Origin of the sequence: Bradyrhizobium icense, from assembly GCF_001693385.1 — a bacterium.
In the GTDB taxonomy this organism is placed as follows: Bacteria; Pseudomonadota; Alphaproteobacteria; order Rhizobiales; family Xanthobacteraceae; genus Bradyrhizobium; species Bradyrhizobium icense.
Genome location: NZ_CP016428.1, coordinates 4,909,094 through 4,929,227, shown reverse-complemented (window position 1 = coordinate 4,929,227; position 20,134 = coordinate 4,909,094). Strand labels below are relative to the sequence as shown.

Genomic DNA, 20,134 nt, shown 5'->3' with positions numbered 1-20,134 from the left:
GCCAGGCTGCACCGCGTCCGGGACACGGAAGACTAACCCGACGTCAGCAGGTCCAGCTTGGCATTGGCAAGAATCAGCCGATCGGCCAGCAATTGCGCAAGATTGCGCATGATCCGCTCGCCGGCGCGCGGATGCTGTTGCCGGAAACGTTCGAAATCGCGCAGCGAAATTTCATAAGCGGTCGCAGCCATGTCGGCCAGCACGTCGGCAGAGCGGTGGGGCTCCAGCAGCGCCATTTCGCCGAAGGGCATTCCTGCCGTCAACGTTGCCAGCCTCACCCCGTCGGGCAGGGTGACGTGCACTGCGCCGCTCCGCAGAAAGAACAGCGATGTGGCGGCATCGCCGGCAGAGATGATCTTCTCGCCGGTTTGATAGGTCTGGATTGACGCGAGCGAGGCGAGGTCGGTCAATTCCTCCTCCGTCAATCCCGCCAGCAGCGATTGCTCGGACAATTCGGTCGCCTCGAAGAAATCGATGGCGCCGCCGTAGCGATAGACGAGCTGGTCTTCCGCCCATTCGATGGCGGCGTCGAGCAGGTAGTAATTCCGGATGTTGGTGAGGCCTTCGGTCCATTCCGCGATCGCTTTCCAGTCGGGTGACGACCGCCTGATGCCGGACAGAATCACCGTGACGTGATGCGCGGCGAGCTCGCGGAATTCCTCGGCGAGCAGGCGGGCACCGGCGCGGGTCATGGCGGTGACGCGGCGCAGGTCGAAAATGACCAGTTGCGGGCGCGGCCTGGCCGCAAGCTGGCGCGAGACGTAATCGACGTTGGAAAACGACAGCGTGCCGACCAGCTCGATCACGCGGACATCCTGGTGGTGAGCGGCGAGGATGTTCTGTTCGTGCGCGCGCCGCACGCGTCGCGACGGGCTGTTGCCGATGTCGTAATCGGCGATGATGCTGTTGCGCGCGTCGTCGCTGCGGTTGAGCATGTGCAGGTCGTAATGCGATGACAGCGCCTGGCAGACCTTGATGCCGCGCACGCTGTTGCCGTGCTTGTCGAGTTTTGGCGAATAGCTGCCGAGCCCGAGCCGCGCCGGGAGCGCAGCAAGGATGCCGCCGCCGACGCCGCTTTTTGCTGGGATGCCGACCCGATAGATCCACTCTCCCGCATAATCGTACATGCCGGAGCTCGTCATCACGGAAAGCGTGCGCGAGATGGCATACGGCGTCATCACCTGTTCGCCGGTCACCGGATTGATTCCGCGATTGGCGAGCGTCGCCGCCATCACCGCGATATCGCGCGCCGTCACCAGGATGGCGCATTGCCGGAAATAGACCTCCAGCACGGCTGCCACGTTCTCCTTGATCACGGCGTTCGTGCGCAGGAGGTAGCCGATCGCCCGGTTGCGGTCGCCGGTCGCGCTTTCGGAAGCATAGACGGCATCGTCGACGTCGAGCTCGCGCCCGGCAAACCGGCCCAGCGCCTGCCTGATGTATTCGAAAGCCGCGTCTCCCTTGGCCTCGTGGATCAGGCCGGAGCAGGAGATCGCGCCGGCATTGACCATTGGGTTGAAGGGATGGTTCTCGGCGTTGAGGCGGATCGAGTTGAAGGGATCGCCCGACGGCTCGACGCCGATGACGCTTTCGACCCGTGCTGCCCCCAGCGTGTCGAGCGCCAGCGCGAACACGAAGGGCTTTGACATCGACTGGATGGTGAAGGGCACCTGCGTGTCGCCGACCTCGTAAACATGGCCGTCGAGGGTGGCGAGGCTGATGCCGAAATGGGCAGGGTCGGCCTTGCCGAGTTCAGGGATGTAATCGGCGACCGCGCCACCGATCTCAGAGGTGAATTCGGCGTGGCAGGCTTTCAGGAACCGCAGCAAAGGCGGTTTCGAACGGGTCCAGGCTGTGGGTCCGGTCGTGAACGGAGGAGGCGATTGTTTCATCGCCTCCTCTTGTGCAACGCAATCAGGGTGCGTGCAACCGGTTCGACGGCGCCAGCGCCTGGCGCCTCACCAGCAGCAGTGCGACCAGCGCCGTAGGAATGAGAATGCCCAGACCGAGCAGGGTCACCTGCATCTGCGACAGCGGATTGATCCCGCCGCCCGGCGTCGCGACCACAAAGCCGCCGACTACGAGTAATCCCCGCAGCGGCCATTCCAGCGCGCCAGCCTTGCGGAGGTCGCCGACAAACGCCTGATAGCCCTGAATGCCGCCGCAGATGAACAGCGTGCCGAAACCGACCAGCGCCATCAGTCCCAGGGCCTCGAGGTACGGGCTCGGCCCCTGCAGCACCAGCGCCGGATTCAACACGAAGAAAAACGGAATGAAATAGATGATGCTGCCCACCCACATCGACTCCCACCCCGTCTTCATCGCGGGCGAGCCGGCGATGCCGGCTGCCGCAAAGGAAGCGATGGCGACTGGCGGCGTGATCGAGGACAACATGCCCCAATAGAAGATGAACATGTGCACGGCCATGCGGTTGAGCCCGAGCTTCTCCAGCGCAGGCGCCACCAGGATGGCTAGGAAGATATAGCAGGCCGTCGTCGTCAGCCCGAGCCCGAGAATGAGGCTGGTGATGGCGCACATGCCAAGCAGCAGGAACGCATTGTCGCCGGCGATCCGCAACAGATCGTTGGCGAGGCTAGATACCACGCCGGTCATCGAGAAGGCGCCGATCAGAAGCCCGCAGCCGGCGAGAATGCCGACCAGCTCGACGAAGGTACGTCCGTTGATCTCCAGGAACTTGCTGATGGTCGTCGGCGTCCAGCGCGTATCCTTGGAGAAAAGCTGGTTCAGCACCAGCAGCAGCGCGGTGGCGTAGAACGGCGCGTGGCTCTCGCGCTTGAAGTAGAGCAGCATCACGATCAGCAGCGCGATCACGAAAACGTAGTACCAGCCGTCCTTGATTGTGTCCCAGACCTTGGGCAGTTCGGCGCGCGGAATGCCCTTCAGGCCGTGGCGAGCCGCATAAGAGTCCACCTGCATGAACAGGCCGATGTAGTAGAGGGTCGCCGGAATGAGCGCAGCAAGCGCGACGTCCGCGTAGCTGACGTTGAGGAACTGCGCGATGACGAATGCGGTCGCGCCCATCACCGGCGGCGCCAGCACCGCACCGGTCGAGGCGCAGGCCTCGATCGCGCCGGCATAGGAGGCGCGGAAACCGCTCTTCTTCATGACGGGAATGGTCATGGTACCGGCGGTCAGCACGTTGGAGATGATCGAGCCCGACATCATGCCGAGCAGGCCGGACGCGAAGATGCAGACTTTCGCAGCGCCGCCACGGAAAGTACCGCACAGGGCGAATGCCAGGTTGATGAAGAACTTTCCGGCGCCCGTCATCATCAGCGCGGTGCCGAATACCAGGAAGCCGATCACGGTATCGGCAAAAGCCTGGATCGGGATGCCGAGCAGGCTTTCGCCCGACAGCACGTGATAGGACGTCGCCTGTTCCAGCGTCGACTGGGTGCCACGAAACGGTCCCAGCCACTTCGCGTCGGCGAACAAAGGATAGACCGTAAACGGCAATACACTCAGCAACAGGCTCCAGCCGCCAGTGCGCCGCAACGCTTCCATCAGCGCGACCCACATGATGATGCCGGCCACGATCACGTCCGTCGGCGCGCCACCGAATTCCCAGCCGGCCTCTGCCGCCTTGCGGACGCTGCGCATCAGGAGAATGGCGCAGGCGAAGGTGACGACAAAGAGCAGAATGTCATACCAGGGAATTCGATCGAGCGGTGCGCTCCCGGTCCCCGGAAAGATCAGGAACGTGAACGGCAGCATCAACGCGATCAGGAGATAGAAATACTCGGTGTTGAGCTGGGTATAGCCGAGGAAGAAGCGCAGGGAGAACTGCTGGTTGATGCACAGCAGGATGGTTACTGCGGTTGCAACCACCAGCGCCCAGCGCCACCCCCCGCGCAGTGTCCGCACCCGCGTGACTTCGGCTTCCTGCATGTTGGCATGCGGGTCGTCGAACTCGATTCGTTTTGCAGGCGCGGCTACGCTATCACTCTCGGCAGGTGACATCATTCCCCCTAGACGATATTCGCCCTAGATCCCAGGCGAGTGAGGCAGCGCTATTCAAAGCCGTTGGGCATGTTCGCCTTTGCCAGCGCCGCGGCGCGCGCCTTCATCCAGCCTTCGAGAAACGCCTTTTCATCCGATGGCGGACTGGACTTGCCGTAGTCCGTCCATGCGGTGGCCAGCACTTGCTGACGCTTCAGCAGTTCCTTGTTGTAGGCTTCCTGCGCGTCTGTCCACTGACCGGCTTCCTTCAGCGCCCTGGCGGCGCCCGGATGCACCGGAACCACCCAGTTCTTGGTCTGGCGGTCGGCGGCAAGACCGGTCGCACCCGGCGCGGAATCCTTATAGGCGTCGTAGCCCGTGATCATCGCCTTGGTGATGGCATAGACCTCGTCGGTGGGCAGCGTGCCGTACACCATGAAAATCGGGTAGGGATAGTTGCCGAGCTCGATCGGCTTGTCCTTGGTGATGCCGGCGCCGCAGGTCGCGACGTGCGGGAAGAAGAACGAGCCAACCTTTTTCACGCGCTCCCAGCCGGCCTTGTCGTTGTGAGGCAAGGGCGGCCAGATGATGCCGCGCGGCGATGTCTCGAGTTCTTTCGCCGGGCCCGTGATGGTGGTGGCGAAAGCAGCGTCGACGTCGTTGTTGATCATGCCCTTCCACATCGCGCCGTAGCTCGAGAACTCGACGACCTTGACGTCGCTTTGCTTGAGGTCGCCGAAGGCCAGGATGGCAAGCGCGTTCTGGTTCAGCGCCGGCGAACCGACCACAAAGCCGACGCGCTTGCCTTTGAGCTGCTTGATCTCGGTTACGCCGGTATCCTTGGCGACGCCGAGCGTGGCGGCGTTGCAATCGACCGTGGCCAGCACGAGCTGCAAGGGCTGTGGACCCCATTCCTTGGTACCGAACTCGAACACGCCTTCCTGGGCGAAATAGGTGCCGGAGCCCATGGCGGACATGGATGCGCGCTTGGCGCGCAGCGGCGCCAGCCGCGCCACGTCGTTGCCGGCGGGCAGCACGCGAACGTCGGTGCCGAATTTGTCCTTCATCATCTTGCCGACGCCGACGGCGATGTTGAAGCCGGCGGTGCCGGTGTCATAAGCCGTGACCACCATGGTCGGTGGCAGCTTGACGTCTTGGGAATAGACCGGCGAGACCAGCAATGAGATGCCTGCAACGGCAATTGGCGCGAGCGTCTTCAATCGATGAATCATAGTTTTCCCCTTGGATGGTTTCGCTATGCGAAAATTAACGTGTTGGCTTTGATCATGTCATCGGCTGCTTGTGATGGCAACGTTAGCTGCGCATACGTCAACACCAACATCTGGACTAGACAGATTGTCGCGGCGCTCGTCGCAAGCAAGTCTATGACGTGATCCGGTTAAGCTTCGATGATCGCGACAACCTGTCCTTCGGCGATGACGTCGTCGAGTTTGACCAGGATGGCCTTGACCGTTCCTGCCGTCGTCGACGTGACTGGAATTTCCATCTTCATGGCTTCGACAAAAGCGATCTCGTCGCCGTCGCCGACATTGCCACCAGTTGTTACGGGAAGCGCGCACACGCGCCCGGCGACTTCGGTGACAATCTTGATCTCTGGCATTTCCGTTCTCCCGGGGACCGTCTGACGGACTGGTTGTCCTCGTGAACGGCTTTTTGTTGTGGCCGCAGATTGCCTGAGGTAGTTTGTTCTGCAAGTGGAATTTTATTCCGCAGGGCGGAATGGAGCCATAACACATGGGAAGACGCTCGGAACGGCTAAGTAAACAAGGAATGCTCGCCAGCGATCTGGCAGGCGAGGGCGATGTGATTCAGGTGGTGTCGCGGGCGTTCGACGTCCTGCGCTGCTTCGAGGGTCATGAAGCCAGGCTAGGCAATCTGGAAATTTCCAGTCGCTGCGGTCTGCCGCGGTCGACGGTATCGCGATTAACCCACACGCTGACGCGAATGGGCCAGCTCGTCTATTTGCCGCGCGACCAGAAATACCGCATCGGTCCTAGCGCGGTTGCGATGAGCACCTCGATGATGAAGGGGTTGCAGCTTCGCAACCTGATCAGGCTGCGGCTGCAGGACGTCGCCGATCAATTGCCGGGTACCGTCGGCTTCGTGATTCCCGATCGCTATCACCTCGTCTATCTCGAATTCGCGCGCGCAGCGAACGCGCTCGGCCTGCACGAAGGCACCGGCAGCCGCATCTCGATGACGAGCACCGCGGCCGGCTTTGCCTATACCGCAGCGCTCGATATGGACGTCGGCGACGCCTTGATCGCCGAAATGGAACGCGAGATCCCGGGAGATGCGGCACTATTGAAAGCGCGCATCGAGGACAATCGCCACCACTTGCGTGAACACGGCTACGTCCTCGGCTGTGGCACCTGGAGCCCGCACATCAACGGCTGCGCAGTGCCGGTGTGGTCGCCGCAATATCAAACCTTCGTCGTCGTGACGATCGGCCTTCTCGCCGCGATGTTTGACGAGAATCGGCTGCACCAGGAAGTGGCGCCGCAGATGATCGAGCTCGGCGCGGCGATCGGCGGCCTGCTCGAAGGCGCCGAGGGCGACATCTTCGCCAACCGTATCGAAAGAAAGCCGCTTCCGGTGCCGGTCCGTAACAACAATAAGATCATCAAGACGGAGGATACGAATGAACTGGAAGCCGGAGCTCGACGAGCTCGCCCGGCGCGAAGCGTTCGCGCGCGAGATGGGAGGCGTTGACAAGGTCAAGCGCCAGCATGACCAGGGCCGGCTTACCGTTCGGGAGCGCATCGACAGACTGATCGACAAGAATTCCTTCCACGAGATCGGCGCGATTTCCGGCATCGCCGAATACGACGAAAACAGCGAGCTCAAGCAACTGACCCCAGCCAACTGCGTGTTCGGCCGCGGCAGGATCAACGGCCGCACCGTGGTCGTGGTCGGCGACGATTTCACCGTGCGCGGCGGTTCGGCCGATGCCTCGATCTCGGCCAAGCCGCTGATGGCCGAGGAGATGGCGCATGATTTTCGCCTGCCGATCATTCGCGTGATCGAAGGCTCGGGCGGTGGCGGCTCTGTGAAGACGATCGAGACGCGTGGCGCTGCGAATCTGCCCGGCGGGGTCGGCGGCACGCGCTGGTACTGGTTCACGACGGCGAACATGGCGCGAGTGCCTGTGGTCGCGCTGGGCCTTGGCTCAGTCGCGGGTCTTGGCGCGGCGCGGCTCGCGGCAAGCCATTACTCCGTCATGACCCGCAATTCCGCGATGTTCGTCGCGGGCCCCCCGGTCGTAAAACGCCTCGGTCAGGATCTGACGAAGCAGGAACTCGGCGGCGCCGAGATCCAGACCCGCGCCGGCGGCGTCGATGATGCCGTCGATACGGAAGAGGAGGCGTTCGAACGCGCCAGGCGTTTTCTGTCCTATCTGCCTTCATCGGTCTACGACCTACCGCCGACCAGGCCCTGCAACGACGATCCGGAGCGCGCGGAAGAATCGCTGATCAAGGCGGTGCCGCGCAATCGCCGCCAGGTCTACAAAATGCGTCCGATCATCGACGCCGTCGTCGACAAGGGCTCGTTCTTCGAAGTGAATTCCAATTTCGGCCGCCCGATCATCACCGGCCTTGCCCGGCTTGAGGGACGCGCGGTGCTGCTACTAGCGAGCGATCCCTTTCACTATGGCGGGTCGTGGACGGCGGAGGCGTGCCAGAAAGTGGTGCGCTGGGTCGATTTCGCCGAGACCTTCCATCTGCCTGTCGTCTATCTGATGGATTGCCCCGGCTTCATGATCGGTCTCGAGGCCGAGAAGTCGGCGACCATCCGCCACGGCGTCCGTGCGATGGCCGCGGTTAATCAGTCGACTGTTCCCTGGTGCACCATCATCGTGCGCAACGCGTTCGGCGTCGCCGGCGTCGTGCACCAGCCGGCCAACCGCTATTCGATGCGTTACGCCTGGCCGTCGGCCTATTGGGGCTCGCTGCCGCTGGAAGGCGGCATCGAGGCCGCCTACCGCGCCGATATCGACGAGTCGGACGATCCGGCCGCGAAATTGAAAGAGATCGAGGACCGCCTCAACAAGCTGCGCTCGCCGTTCCGCTCCGCCGAGAAATTCTGGGTCGAGGAGGTGATCGACCCGCGCAAGACGCGTTCGCTGTTGTGTGAGTTCGCGCGACTGGCGGAGCCGATTCGGCGCGTCGGTCCGCCAGCCAACATGTCGACACGGCCGTAGTGAGATGTCATTCCGGGATGGTGCGTTAGCATCGAACCCGGAATCTCGAGATTCCGGGTTCGATGCTGCGCATCGCCCCGGAATGACTTGCTGGATTCACACCGCCACAGGTTTCGGCGGCCGCGAGATCACCAACACAATCAGCGCTGCCACCACACAGAGCGCGCCGGCAACGAAGAACGCCGGCAAATAGGTCTGCAGCACCGTCCGCGACAGGCCGGCGCCGAACGCCGCGACACCCGCGCCCAACTGATGGCCGGCAAAAATCCAGCCGAACACGAGATTGGCACGTTCGGGACCGAACCGCTGCGTAGTGAGCCGCACCGTCGGCGGCACGGTGGCGATCCAGTCGAGCCCGTAGAACATCGCAAACAGCGAAAGACCGTAGAGCGTGAAATCGGAGAAAGGCAGGAACAGCAGCGACAGGCCGCGCAAGCCGTAATACCAGAACAGGAGCCAGCGGTTGTCGTAGCGGTCGGACAGCCAGCCGGAGGCGATAGTACCGACGAAATCGAAAATGCCCATCGCAGCCAGCAGGCTCGCCGCCTGCACCTGCGGAATGCCGAAGTCGAGGCACATCGGGATCAAGTGAACCTGGACCAGCCCGTTGGTAGAGGCGCCGCAGATGAAGAAGGTGGCGAACAGGATCCAGAACACGCCCGACTTCGAAGCATCGCGCAGCGTGCCCAGCGCTGCCGCCATGATCGGCGTGTTGTTCGGCGGCGGCGCAGGCAGCGGCTCGGTGCCTTCGTCGCCGAATGGCCTTAAGCCCACATCGCTCGGCCGGTCACGCATGATCATCAGCACGGCAAAGGCCGCAACGCCCATCATGACGCACACCAGCGCCAGCGCGACCCGCCAGCCGTAAGTCTCGGTCAGACTCGCCAGCAGCGGCAGGAAGGCGAGCTGTCCGGTGGCGACACTCGCGGTCAGGATACCGACGACGAGGCCGCGTCGCGCCACGAACCAGCGCGCAGCGATCGTGGCGCCCAGCACCAGCGCCGTCATGCCGGTGCCGAGCCCGATCACCACGCCCCACAGCAGCATCAAGTGCCAGACCTGCGTCATCGCCAGTGACGCGATGAGCCCGGATACCACGATGATCTGCGCTGCCAGCGTCACGTTCCGCAGCCCGTAGCGGTTCAGCAACGCCGCGGCGAACGGCGCCATCAACCCGAACAGGATAAAGCGGATCGACAGCGCCGAGGAAATCTCTGCCGTGGTCCAGCCGAACTCCTTCTGCAAGGGCACGATGAAAACGCCGGGTGCGCCGACCGTGCCGGCGGCGATCAGGGCGGTGAGGAAGGTCACGGCGACCATCATCCAGCCGTAATGGATGTTGCGGCGCGCGAGGGCGGCTGACAGCCAGTTCGAGATCATCGGGCCTCGGAGGATTGCGGTCGGAAGATTTGCTTTAGGCGGCTTTACGTATCCTGACGTGACAGTGGTCTGACTTGAATGTCGTACTTCCCTCATTTCAGGACATGGCGACGCCAGCGGCGATCCGTGCGAGCCAGATATTAAATTATGAAAATAATATTATACGCGACAGTATCGCAACCAGGCAATCCGATAAAAAAATCTCACCGTCCGCATGAGAGAAATTGATGGATCGGCAGGCGCGAGCCGCCGCTATTGCAGCCCGTCGAGGGCGGTTGCAATCGCCTTCCGGAAGGCCGCGACATCGCCGAGCTCGTGGCCGAGCACGAGCGACTCCAGCGGTCCCTTGCCGGCAGGTCTCATGCCTCCCTCCGTCTATTTCTTGCGGTCGAGAAATCCCTGCATCAGCCGCTGCGGCTCACCGGTCAGGAACGATTTGCCGAACACGCCAACGCTCAAGTTGACGGATTCGGTCAACGGCAGTTCCTCCCATTGCCGCAGCAACTCCTTCTGCGAGCGCAGCGCTTCGGACCCGCATTCGAGCAGCGCCTTCACCGTATGCTCGACCGCGGCATCGAGCCCGCCTTCCTTCGCGACCACGTCGACCAGGCCCCAGGCGAGCGCGGTGTGCGCGTCGATATTTTCCGCCGTCATGACCAGCCAGCGGGCGCGGCCCCAGCCGATCAGCCGCGGAAGCAGCGCAGCGTGGATCACCGAGGGGATGCCGACGCGGACTTCCGGCATGCCGAATTTGGAATCGCGGGCCGCAATCCGGAAATCGCAGGCCGCGGCGACTTCCAGTCCACCACCGAGGCACCAGCCGGGAAGCCGCGCAATCACCGGCGCTGGAAAGTGGCGTACGGCCTCACAGAGGTCGCGCAGCCGCGTGATGAAGGCTTCCGCCGACTTCTGGTCGAGGCGCGCCATCTCCTTGATGTCGGCGCCGCCGATCATGCTCTTCTCGCTCTGTCCGGCGAGGATGACCACGCGAATGGTTTTGTCGCCGGCGAGCCTCTCGAACCCTTCGCGCACGCCGTCGGTGACGGCGGAGGAGAGGATGTTGAGAGCACCCGCATTGCAGATCGCGAGGCGAACGACGCCTCTGTCGTCGCGGTCGATGCCGCAATGAGGATTGAGCATTTCCATTTTGTTCTTCCGGGCTTGTTCTGGTCGTTGCCATTACTTCCGGGGCATTGCGCCGGCTTGTCAAGAGCGGGCGAGGGGCATTGCGCGACCGCTCGCACCGATATAGAATTATGATCGTCATTTAAAGGAGCTGCCATGACTCTGACCGAGACTGTCGATCTGTTTTCGTTCGATATGCGCAGGCATCGGGTGGTGGAATGGCAGGCGCCGGGGCCGATTGCCCGGGCGGCATCCGGAATGTCCGGGCTCGAGATCATGAGCGCGATCCGCGACGGCATCCTGCCACCGCCACCGATGGCGCGGCTGATCGGTTTCGAGATGCGCATTGCCGAGCCCGGCCGGATCGTGATGGAACTGGATCCTGACGAGAGCCTGGAGAACACCATCGGACTGCTCCACGGCGCGACGGCCGCGGCGCTCCTGGATACTGCCATGGGTTGTGCCATCACAACCATGCAGCCGGCGGGGCAGACCTCGGTCACGCTGGACCTCAAGCTGACCTATCTACGGCCATTGTCGGTGCGGTCGGGTGCGATCTCGGCGGAAGGCAAGGTGATAAAGTTCGGCCGCCAGACCAGCTATGCCGAAGGCTTCGTCCGTGACCGTGCGGGCAATCTTGCAGTGCACGCGACCGGAACGTTCACGATGCTCGGCGTTGAAAAGACGAATTAGATGCAGCTTTTCCCACGCACAACTGCTATTATATGACCAGGGACATTTAATAGGATGCGTTGATGCGTTATTCGAAAGAGCACAAGCAGGAGACTCACGCGCGGATCGTGAAGAAGGCGTCGGTGCGCCTTCGCGAAAAGGGCGCGCATGGCATCGGCGTCGCCGATCTGATGAAGGAGGCGGGCCTGACCCATGGCGGCTTCTACGCGCATTTCGATTCCCGCGAGGCGCTGGTGATCGAGGCTTTTGCCTATGCGATGGACCGCTCGGTCGAGCGCTGGCGAAAGATTGCCGCTGAAACGCCGGCGGAGAAGCGGCTGTCGACGATCGTCGATTCCTACGTCTCGACGGTGCATCGCGACGATCCCGGCCGCGGTTGCGCCGTTCCCACGCTCGGTGCCGAGATCGCCCGGGAAAGCGCAAAGACGCGCAAGGCCTTTACCGCCAAGCTGGAGCAGTTGATCGATGTGATGGCCGATCAGATTCCGGACGTGCCGCGCAAGACGGCACGCCGGCAGGCCATGGGCATGCTGGCAACCATGATGGGTACGCTGGTGATGTCGCGCGTCGCCGGCAGCGGCGAATTCTCCGACGAAATTCTCGCCGCCGGCCGCGAGGCAGCGCGGACCCGTGCCGAGGTGAAGCCGGCTGCAAAGAAAGCGCGCGCGAAGGTGAATTAGAGGGCACGCGATTTCCGTTGCCGTCGTCCCGGCCTTGAGCCGGGACACATACGCCGCGGCTATGGGAAGCGGCACAAGGTGAGACGACTTTCGCTGCCAATCTGCAATGGTGGTTATGGGTCCTGCGTTCCGCAGGGACGACGATGATTTGTGCCAGACCGTCACCGCCCGCCAAACAGCGCCCGCTCGCTTTCCACCGTCTCGCAGATGTAATCGGCCACCGCGCGAATGCGCGCCAGATCCTTGCTGTCGGCGTGCATCAGCATCCAGAACGTGCGCGAGATCCTCACCTCATCCGGCAATACCGGCCGCAATTCCGGGTGCGCCGTCGCCATGAAATGCGGCAGCACGGCAATCCCAAAGCCGGCAATGGTGGCGTTGAGCTGCGCGATCAGGTTGGCACTACGGAATTTGGCCGAGATCTTCGGCGAGACCTGCGGCAGGTAGTCCAGTTCCGGGGTGAACAGCAGTTCCTCGATATAGCCGACGAAGCGATGTCCCGGCAGGTCGCCGCGCGATGCGATTTTCGGCGCGCGGTCGAGATAGGCCGGCGCGGCATAGAGCCCGAGGCTGTAGTCGAGCAGCTTGCGGCCGACGATCCGGCCCTCCTTGGGCATGGAGAGGCTGATCGCGATGTCGGCCTCACGCTTCGACAGGCTGAACAGCCGCGCGGTGGCGACGAGTTGCAGGTCGAGATCGGGATACCGCTCTGTGAATTTCAGAAGCCGGGCGGCCAGGAAATGGCTGCCGAAACCGTCGGGGGCGCCGATCCGAACCGTACCGGTGAGCTGGGCGCGCGAGCCGCCGACCGCCTCCTGGTTCGCGACGATGGTGGATTCCATCGCCTCCGCGCTGTCGGCCACGCGCTGGCCGGCTTCGGTCAGGAGGTAGCCGGTCTTGCGGCGATCGAACAGCTTTGCGGAGAGATGCCGTTCCAGCCGGTCGACACGGCGGATCACCGTGGCATGATCGACCCCGAGCTGCTTGGCGGCAGCGGAAACCGACCCGCCGCGCACGATGGCGAGGACGAAACGGAAGTCATCCCAGTCGATCGAACGGTCACCTTGATCCAGCATTTCCGCACATCTATGGTGCAATATATCGGACTTGTATCCCAAGAAATGCAGGTCAAAAAGGGGCTCGAAAGCAATCCCAGACGGGACCTTAGGGAGATCATTCATGCGCTCAATCGGACACTTTATCGGCGGCAAAGAGGTCAAGGGAACGTCCGGGCGGACGGCCGACGTTTTCGAGCCGATGACCGGCGACGTCCAGGCCAAGGTGGCGCTGGCGTCAAAAGCGGAAGTCCGCGCGGCCGTCGAAAACGCCGCGCTTGCCCAGCCCGAATGGGCCAACACCAATCCGCAGCGCCGCGCGCGGGTGATGATGAAGTTCGTCGAACTGGTGCAGCGCGACTACGACAAGCTCGCCGAGCTTCTGGCGCGCGAACACGGCAAGACAGTTCCCGACGCCAAGGGCGACATCCAGCGCGGCCTCGAAGTCGCGGAATTCGCCTGCGGCATTCCGCATCTGATGAAGGGTGAATACACCGAAGGCGCCGGTCCCGGCATCGACATCTACTCGCTGCGCCAGCCGCTGGGCGTCGTGGCCGGCATCACGCCGTTCAATTTCCCGGCGATGATCCCGATGTGGAAGTTCGCGCCCGCGATCGCCTGCGGCAACGCCTTTATCCTGAAGCCTTCGGAGCGCGATCCCGGCGTACCGATGCGGCTCGCCGAATTGATGATGGAGGCGGGACTGCCGCCCGGCATCCTCAACGTCGTCAACGGCGACAAGGAAGCCGTCGACGCCATTCTCGACGACCCCGATATCAAGGCGATCGGCTTCGTCGGCTCGACGCCGATCGCGCAATACATCTATGAGCGCGCCGCCCAGACCGGCAAGCGCTGCCAGTGTTTTGGCGGCGCCAAGAACCACGCCATCGTGATGCCCGACGCCGACATGGATCAGACGGTCGACGCGCTGATCGGTGCCGGTTACGGCTCGGCCGGCGAGCGCTGCATGGCGGTTTCCGTCGCGGTTCCCGTCGGCAAGCCCACCGCCGATCGCCTGATGGAAAAGCTGATCCCGCGCGTGGAGTCGCTCAAGATCGGCACCTCGGTCGATCCGTCCGCCGATTACGGCCCGCTGGTGACGCGCGAGGCGGTCGAGAAGGTGAAGAACTACATCGATATCGGCATCAAGGAAGGCGCCACGCTCGCCGTGGACGGCCGCGGCTTCAAGATGCAGGGCTACGAGAAGGGTTTTTATCTCGGCGGTTCGCTGTTTGACAACGTCACCAAGGACATGCGGATCTACAAGGAAGAGATTTTTGGCCCGGTGCTCTCGGTGGTTCGCGCCCATGACTACAAGGAAGCGCTGGCGCTGCCGTCCGAGCATGACTACGGCAATGGCGTCGCGATCTTCACACGCGATGGCGATGCGGCGCGTGACTTTGCGGCACGCGTCAATGTCGGCATGGTCGGCATCAACGTGCCGATCCCGGTGCCGATCGCCTACTATACCTTCGGCGGCTGGAAGAAGTCGGGCTTCGGCGATCTCAACCAGCACGGTCCGGACTCGGTCCGCTTCTACACTAAGACCAAGACGGTGACCTCGCGCTGGCCTTCGGGCGTCAAGGAAGGCGCGGAGTTCTCGATCCCGACGATGAAGTAGCCTTTATTGCCAGGCAGCGGGATGCAGTTCGCTCTCAACGAGGACCAGATGGCGGTTCGCGACATGGCGCGCGAATTCGCCGCCGAGAAAATCGCGCCGCATGCGCTGCGCTGGGACGAGGAGAAGCATTTTCCTGTTGACGTGATGCGCGAGGCTGCAAGCCTCGGCATCGGCGGCATCTACATCAAGGACGACGTCGGCGGCTCCGCCATGACCCGCTTCGACGCCGCCCTGATCTTCGAGGCGTTGGCGACCGGCTGCCCGACGGTGTCTGCCTTCATCTCGATCCACAACATGGCGTCCTGGATGATCGATGCCTATGGCAACGACACCCAGCGCCAGAAGTGGCTGCCTAAGCTCTGCACGATGGAGCTGCTGGCGAGCTATTGCCTGACCGAGCCGGGCTCCGGCTCGGATGCCGCGGCACTGCGCACCCGCGCCGTGCGCGACGGCGATCACTACGTGCTCAACGGCCAGAAGCAGTTCATCTCCGGTGCCGGCGGCGGCGACCTCTATGTCGTGATGGTGCGGACCGGCGGCGACGGGCCCGGCGGCATCTCGACGCTTGTCGTTCCGGCCGAAACGCCCGGTGTCTCGTTCGGCGCCAACGAACGCAAGATGGGCTGGAACGCGCAGCCGACCCGCTCCGTGATCTTTGAGAACGCCCGCGTACCGGTCGAGAATCGGCTGGGCGAGGAGGGCATCGGCTTCAAGATCGCAATGGCCGGGCTCGACGGCGGCCGCCTCAATATCGCGGCGTGTTCGCTCGGCGGCGCGCAGAGCGCGCTCGACAAGTCGCTCGCCTACATGAAAGAGCGAAAAGCCTTCGGCAAACGCCTCGATGAATTCCAGGCGCTGCAGTTCCGCCTGGCCGACATGGCGACCGAGCTGGAGGCGGCGCGGACGTTTGTCTGGCGCGCGGCCGCGGCGCTCGACCGCAAGGACGCGGACGCCACCATGCTGTGCGCGATGGCCAAGCGGTTCGGCACCGATGTCGGTTTCGAGGTCGCCAACCAGGCGCTGCAGCTTCACGGCGGCTACGGCTACCTCAGCGAATATGGCATCGAAAAAATCGTACGTGACCTGCGCGTGCACCAGATCCTGGAAGGCACCAACGAAATCATGCGGCTGATCGTGTCGCGCAAGCTGATCGAGGGCGCGCGATGACGGATACGGCCATTGCAGACGGCGACCTGATCGCGCGCAAGGAAGGTTCGGCCGGCATCCTCCGGCTGAACCGGCCGAAGGCGATCAATGCCGTGACGCTGGAGATGTTCCACGACATCGACAAGGCGCTTGATGTCTTCGAGGCGGATCCCGCAGTCGCCGTGATCGTTCTGGAAGGCGCCGGCGAGCGCGGGCTGTGTGCCGGCGGCGACATCCGCGCGCTCTGGGAAAGCTCGAAAGTGAAGGGCGATCTCGGCAAGATCCTGTGGCGCGACGAATACATTCTCAACGCCCGCATCAAGAAATTCCCAAAGCCGTATGTCGCCTTCATGGACGGCATCGTGATGGGCGGTGGCGTCGGGCTGTCGGCGCACGCCAGCCACCGCGTGGTGACTGAGAAGACGAAACTCGCGATGCCCGAAGTAGGCCTCGGCTTCTTCCCCGACGTCGGAGGCACCTGGTTGTTGTCGCACTCGCCGGGCGAGATCGGCACCTATTTCGGCTTGACCGGGCAGACCATGAATGGCCCGGATGCCATTCATGCAAAGTTTGCCGATGCGGTAGTGCCCTCAGCAAAGCTGCCGGCCTTGCGAGAGGCGTTGACGAAGGTGCGACCCGGCACGACGTCGGCCGACGTCAGGAAACTGATTGACGGCTTTTCGACCGGAGAGACGTCCGGGCCGGTCGCCGCGCAGCAGGCGAAGATCGATGCGTTGTTCTTCCACGACCGCATGGAAGACATCATCGCGGCGCTGCAGCGCGATGGCTCGGACTTCGCGCAGGCGACGTTGAAGACACTGAACGAAAAGTCGCCGCGCGGCATGGTGGTGACGCTCAAATTGCTGCGGCTGGCGCGCAGCGCCCGCTCGCTGGAGGAATGCCTGGTGCGGGAGTATCGCGCCGCGCTGGAAGTGTTCGCCAGCGACGACTTCCGCGAAGGTGTGCGCGCCGCCGTGATCGACAAGGACCGCAATCCGAAATGGTCGCCACCGCGGATCGAGGACGTGACGCCGCAAATGGTCGCGCCTTACTTCGCTGAGATCGGCGCCGACGAACTGAAGTTTCCCTGATCAGAACAAGAAAGTTTAGCGGAGGATTCGAGATGGCAAATATCGCATTCATTGGCCTCGGCAATATGGGCGGCCCGATGGCGGCCAATCTGGTCAAGGCCGGCCACAAGGTGACCGCGTTCGATCTGGTCGAAGCCTCGCGTAATCAGGCCAAGGCCGACGGCGCAGGGATCGCCGAGAGTTCGGTCGCTTCCGTCAAGGGCGCTGATGTGGTCATCACCATGCTGCCGGCGGGCAAGCATGTGCTGACTGTCTGGAACGAAGTCGTCCCTGTCATGTCCAAGGGCACGCTGATCATCGACTGCTCGACCATCGACGTCGAAAGCGCGAAGCAGGCGCACGCGCTGGCCGCCAAGCACGGCATGCTCTCGGTCGATGCGCCGGTGTCGGGCGGCACCGGCGGCGCCAAAGGCGCGACGCTGACATTCATGTGCGGCGGTGAGGACAAAGCCTTTGCGGCGGCACGACCAGCGCTGGAGAACATGGGCAAGAAGATCGTCCATTGCGGCGGCGCCGGCGCAGGGCAGGCGGCCAAGATCTGTAACAACATGATCCTGGGTATTTCGATGATCGGCGTTGGCGAGGCCTTTGCGCTCGCCGAAAAGCTTGGGCTGTCGCATCAGGCGCTGTTCGATGTCGCCTCGACCTCCTCAGGCCAATGCTGGGCGCTGACGTCCTATTGCCCGGTGCCAGGTCCGGTGCCGGCCTCGCCGGCGAACAACGGCTACAAGCCGGGCTTTGCGTCGGCCCTGATGGTCAAGGACCTGACGCTGGCGCAGGATGCGGCCGAGGCCGCGGGCGCCGTGACGCCGCTCGGCAAGCACGCGCAGGAAATCTACAAGGCTTTTGACGCCGCCGGCCATGGCGGGGTGGATTTTTCCGGGATTATCCAGCACGTTAGGAGTCTCGCTGCGAAATAACGGAGACCTGATGACGACCTTCCAGGAAGCGCGCGCCTTTCTGCTCAAGCACCGCACCGATTACGATGCGGCCGTGAAGGGATTTCGCTGGCCCGATCCGGTTCCGTTCAACTGGGCGCTCGACTGGTTCGACGCGGAGCTCGCGCGCAATCCTGAGAGCCGGGATCGCCCGGCGCTCTGGATCGTCGATCCCGGCGACAAGGAGACAAAACTTTCCTTCGCCACGCTGTCGCGCCGCTCCAATCAGGTCGCGAACTTCCTGCGTGCGCAGGGACTGAAGCGCGGCGATCATTTGTTATTGCTGCTCGGCAATGTCGTGCCACTGTGGGAGACCATGCTGGCGGCAATGAAGCTTGGCGTGGTCGTGATTCCTGCCACCACGCTGCTTACATCCGATGAATTGCGCGATCGGCTCGAGCGGGGCAGGGCGCGGGCGGTGGTTGCCTCGCAGGATCAGGTGGCAAAATTTGCAGGCCTTGGCAGCGACGGACTGGTGCGCATCGTGGTCGGTGCAACATCGCAGCATGATGGCTGGCTTCCGTACGAGCAGGCCGCAAGCGCCTCAGAAGAGTTTACGCCCGACGGACCGACCAGCGCCGACCATCCGATGCTGCTCTATTTCACCTCGGGCACCACGGCAAAGCCAAAGCTGGTGCGGCACAGCCAGCGCAGCTATCCTATTGGCCACCTCTCGACGATGTTCTGGCTCGGCCTGCAGCCGGGCGACGTCCATCTCAACATTTCCTCGCCCGGCTGGGCCAAGCACGCCTGGAGCTGCTTCTTCGCGCCGTGGAATGCGGGCGCCGCCGTGTTCGTCGTAAACCAGCCGCGCTTCGACGCCAAGGCCTTGCTCGCGACGATCGGCCGTTGCGGCGTAACCACGCTGTGCGCGCCGCCGACGGTGTGGCGGCTGTTCATCCAGGAGAAGCTCGCGGATTTCAAGGTCAGCCTGCGCGAGGTCTGCGGCGCCGGCGAGCCGCTCAACCCTGAAGTGATCGACCAGGTGAAGGCGGCGTGGGGGCTGACCATCCGCGACGGCTATGGCCAGACCGAGACCGCGGCGCTGGCCGGCAATTCACCAGGCCAGAAGGTCAAGGTCGGCTCGATGGGCCGTCCGTTGCCGGGCTACCGGGTGCGGATCACCGACAATGACGGCCAGGTCACCAAAGAAGGGGAGGTGACGCTCGTGCTCGGCGCCGAACGCCCCGCAGGCCTGATGCAGGGCTATCAAGGCGACGACGGCAAATTGAGCGGCGCGGACGGCGACCTCTATCGCAGTGGCGATGTGGTGTTTGCCGACGACGAGGGCTATCTCACCTTTGTCGGCCGCTCGGACGATGTCTTCAAATCGTCGGACTACCGCATCAGCCCGTTCGAGCTGGAAAGCGTTTTGCTCGAACATGAATGGGTAGCTGAAGCTGCGGTCGTCCCCAGCCCCGATCCTATCAGGCTCGCTATTCCGAAGGCCTATGTGCTGCTGACATCAGGCGTGGAACGCACGCCGGAGACGGCGCTGTCGATCTTCAAACACCTGCATGCCCGGCTTGCCCCCTTCAAGCGCATCCGCAAGATCGAACTGGTGACGGAGCTGCCGAAGACGATTTCGGGAAAAATCCGCCGTGTGCAGTTGCGCCGGCTCGAACATGATAATAACCGCAGTGACGCGCTGCGCGGCGCCGAGTTCCGCGAAGAAGAATTCCCGGAGTTGCAGAAGGTGCGGACCGCCGGGCTGGAGAGTAGTCAATGAATGAAGTCTGGAAGAAGCCGCCGGTCTCGTTTGAGGCCTATCAGGCCATGGTCGGCAAGGAGATCGGCGTGTCGTCGTGGCACCTGATCGACCAGAGCCGGATCAACCTCTATGCCGACGTGATCGAAGACCATCAGTTCATTCATGTCGACCCTGAAAGGGCCAAGAAGGAAACCGCGTTCGGCAATACCATCGCGCATGGCTTTCTGACGATGTCCTTGATGAGCATCATGTCCTATGAAGTGATGCCGGTCATCGAAGGCACATCGATGGGCGTCAATTACGGTTTCGACAAGCTGCGTTTCCTCTCGCCGGTCCGCGCCGGCTCGCGGGTCCGCGGCCGTTTTACGCTTGTTGAAGCCAAGCTGCGCAAGCCGAAAGAGTTGCAGTCGCGCACCAACGTTACCGTCGAGATCGAGGGCGAGGACAAGCCGGCGCTGGTCGCCGACTGGATCGGGCTGATCTACTTCGAATAGATTCCCCTTTCATTGCCG

Annotated in this window: 17 protein-coding genes; 10 read left to right on the top strand and 7 right to left on the bottom strand. The window is 63.1% G+C overall.

Features of this window, described 5'->3' with window-relative positions; genetic code table 11:
• Positions 1-32 precede the first annotated feature (32 nt).
• The 4 genes from glsA to LMTR13_RS23370 all read right to left on the bottom strand — a co-directional run bounded on the left by glsA (position 33) and on the right by LMTR13_RS23370 (position 5,581).
• On the bottom strand, positions 33-1,892 hold the full coding sequence (glsA, locus tag LMTR13_RS23385) for a glutaminase A (RefSeq protein ID WP_065729873.1): 1,860 nt from the start codon (positions 1,890-1,892) through the stop codon (positions 33-35).
• A gap of 22 nt (positions 1,893-1,914) precedes the next feature.
• Complete coding sequence (locus tag LMTR13_RS23380) at positions 1,915-3,981, bottom strand: TRAP transporter permease (protein WP_065732927.1); 2,067 nt, start codon at positions 3,979-3,981, stop codon at positions 1,915-1,917.
• 50 nt (positions 3,982-4,031) lie between these two features.
• Positions 4,032-5,192: a TAXI family TRAP transporter solute-binding subunit gene (locus LMTR13_RS23375; protein WP_065729872.1), complete on the bottom strand. Its 1,161-nt coding sequence runs from the start codon at positions 5,190-5,192 to the stop codon at positions 4,032-4,034.
• Positions 5,193-5,359: 167 nt separating this feature from the next.
• On the bottom strand, positions 5,360-5,581 hold the full coding sequence (locus LMTR13_RS23370) for an acyl-CoA carboxylase biotin carboxyl carrier protein subunit (protein WP_065729871.1): 222 nt from the start codon (positions 5,579-5,581) through the stop codon (positions 5,360-5,362).
• 134 nt (positions 5,582-5,715) lie between these two features.
• Between LMTR13_RS23370 and LMTR13_RS23365 the strand changes: the two genes are divergently transcribed.
• Positions 5,716-6,693, top strand: a complete 978-nt coding sequence (locus LMTR13_RS23365) for an IclR family transcriptional regulator (RefSeq protein ID WP_065729870.1) — start codon at positions 5,716-5,718, stop codon at positions 6,691-6,693.
• Positions 6,623-8,182, top strand: coding sequence for an acyl-CoA carboxylase subunit beta (locus LMTR13_RS23360; RefSeq protein WP_065729869.1), 1,560 nt, complete (start codon positions 6,623-6,625; stop codon positions 8,180-8,182). The genes LMTR13_RS23365 and LMTR13_RS23360 overlap by 71 nt, the downstream gene beginning before the upstream one ends.
• Before the next feature lie 96 nt (positions 8,183-8,278).
• Here LMTR13_RS23360 and LMTR13_RS23355 read toward each other — a convergent pair whose 3' ends face one another.
• A complete protein-coding gene (locus LMTR13_RS23355; RefSeq protein WP_065729868.1) occupies positions 8,279-9,562 on the bottom strand; it encodes an MFS transporter in 1,284 nt (427 codons plus the stop codon).
• A gap of 375 nt (positions 9,563-9,937) precedes the next feature.
• Positions 9,938-10,708 (bottom strand): enoyl-CoA hydratase, encoded by a 771-nt coding sequence (locus LMTR13_RS23350; protein WP_065729867.1) that lies wholly within the window; start codon positions 10,706-10,708, stop codon positions 9,938-9,940.
• A 135-nt stretch (positions 10,709-10,843) separates the two neighbouring features.
• Between LMTR13_RS23350 and LMTR13_RS23345 the strand changes: the two genes are divergently transcribed.
• The gene (locus LMTR13_RS23345) at positions 10,844-11,380 is read left to right on the top strand and encodes a PaaI family thioesterase (protein WP_065729866.1); all 537 of its coding nucleotides are present in this window, start codon (positions 10,844-10,846) and stop codon (positions 11,378-11,380) included.
• 62 nt (positions 11,381-11,442) lie between these two features.
• On the top strand, positions 11,443-12,060 hold the full coding sequence (locus LMTR13_RS23340) for a TetR/AcrR family transcriptional regulator (protein ID WP_065729865.1): 618 nt from the start codon (positions 11,443-11,445) through the stop codon (positions 12,058-12,060).
• A 161-nt stretch (positions 12,061-12,221) separates the two neighbouring features.
• Here the strand turns inward: LMTR13_RS23340 and LMTR13_RS23335 are convergent, their stop codons facing one another.
• On the bottom strand, positions 12,222-13,136 hold the full coding sequence (locus LMTR13_RS23335; RefSeq protein WP_065729864.1) for a LysR family transcriptional regulator: 915 nt from the start codon (positions 13,134-13,136) through the stop codon (positions 12,222-12,224).
• A 103-nt stretch (positions 13,137-13,239) separates the two neighbouring features.
• On the opposite strand from LMTR13_RS23335, the gene LMTR13_RS23330 reads away from it, so the two are divergent.
• From LMTR13_RS23330 to LMTR13_RS23305, 6 genes are read left to right on the top strand one after another with little or no spacing between them, the layout of a single operon-like run.
• Positions 13,240-14,736, top strand: a complete 1,497-nt coding sequence (locus LMTR13_RS23330) for a CoA-acylating methylmalonate-semialdehyde dehydrogenase (protein ID WP_065729863.1) — start codon at positions 13,240-13,242, stop codon at positions 14,734-14,736.
• 21 nt (positions 14,737-14,757) lie between these two features.
• The gene (locus LMTR13_RS23325) at positions 14,758-15,903 is read left to right on the top strand and encodes an isobutyryl-CoA dehydrogenase (protein WP_065729862.1); all 1,146 of its coding nucleotides are present in this window, start codon (positions 14,758-14,760) and stop codon (positions 15,901-15,903) included.
• A complete protein-coding gene (locus LMTR13_RS23320) occupies positions 15,900-16,973 on the top strand; it encodes an enoyl-CoA hydratase/isomerase family protein (RefSeq protein WP_065729861.1) in 1,074 nt (357 codons plus the stop codon). Before LMTR13_RS23325 ends, LMTR13_RS23320 begins: the two co-directional genes overlap by 4 nt.
• A gap of 32 nt (positions 16,974-17,005) precedes the next feature.
• Entirely contained in the window at positions 17,006-17,893 is an 888-nt protein-coding gene (gene mmsB / locus LMTR13_RS23315; RefSeq protein WP_065729860.1) for a 3-hydroxyisobutyrate dehydrogenase, read from the top strand.
• 10 nt (positions 17,894-17,903) lie between these two features.
• Positions 17,904-19,640: an AMP-binding protein gene (locus LMTR13_RS23310; protein ID WP_065729859.1), complete on the top strand. Its 1,737-nt coding sequence runs from the start codon at positions 17,904-17,906 to the stop codon at positions 19,638-19,640.
• Positions 19,637-20,116 (top strand): MaoC family dehydratase, encoded by a 480-nt coding sequence (locus LMTR13_RS23305; protein ID WP_065729858.1) that lies wholly within the window; start codon positions 19,637-19,639, stop codon positions 20,114-20,116. Before LMTR13_RS23310 ends, LMTR13_RS23305 begins: the two co-directional genes overlap by 4 nt.
• The last annotated feature ends 18 nt before the right edge of the window (positions 20,117-20,134 follow it).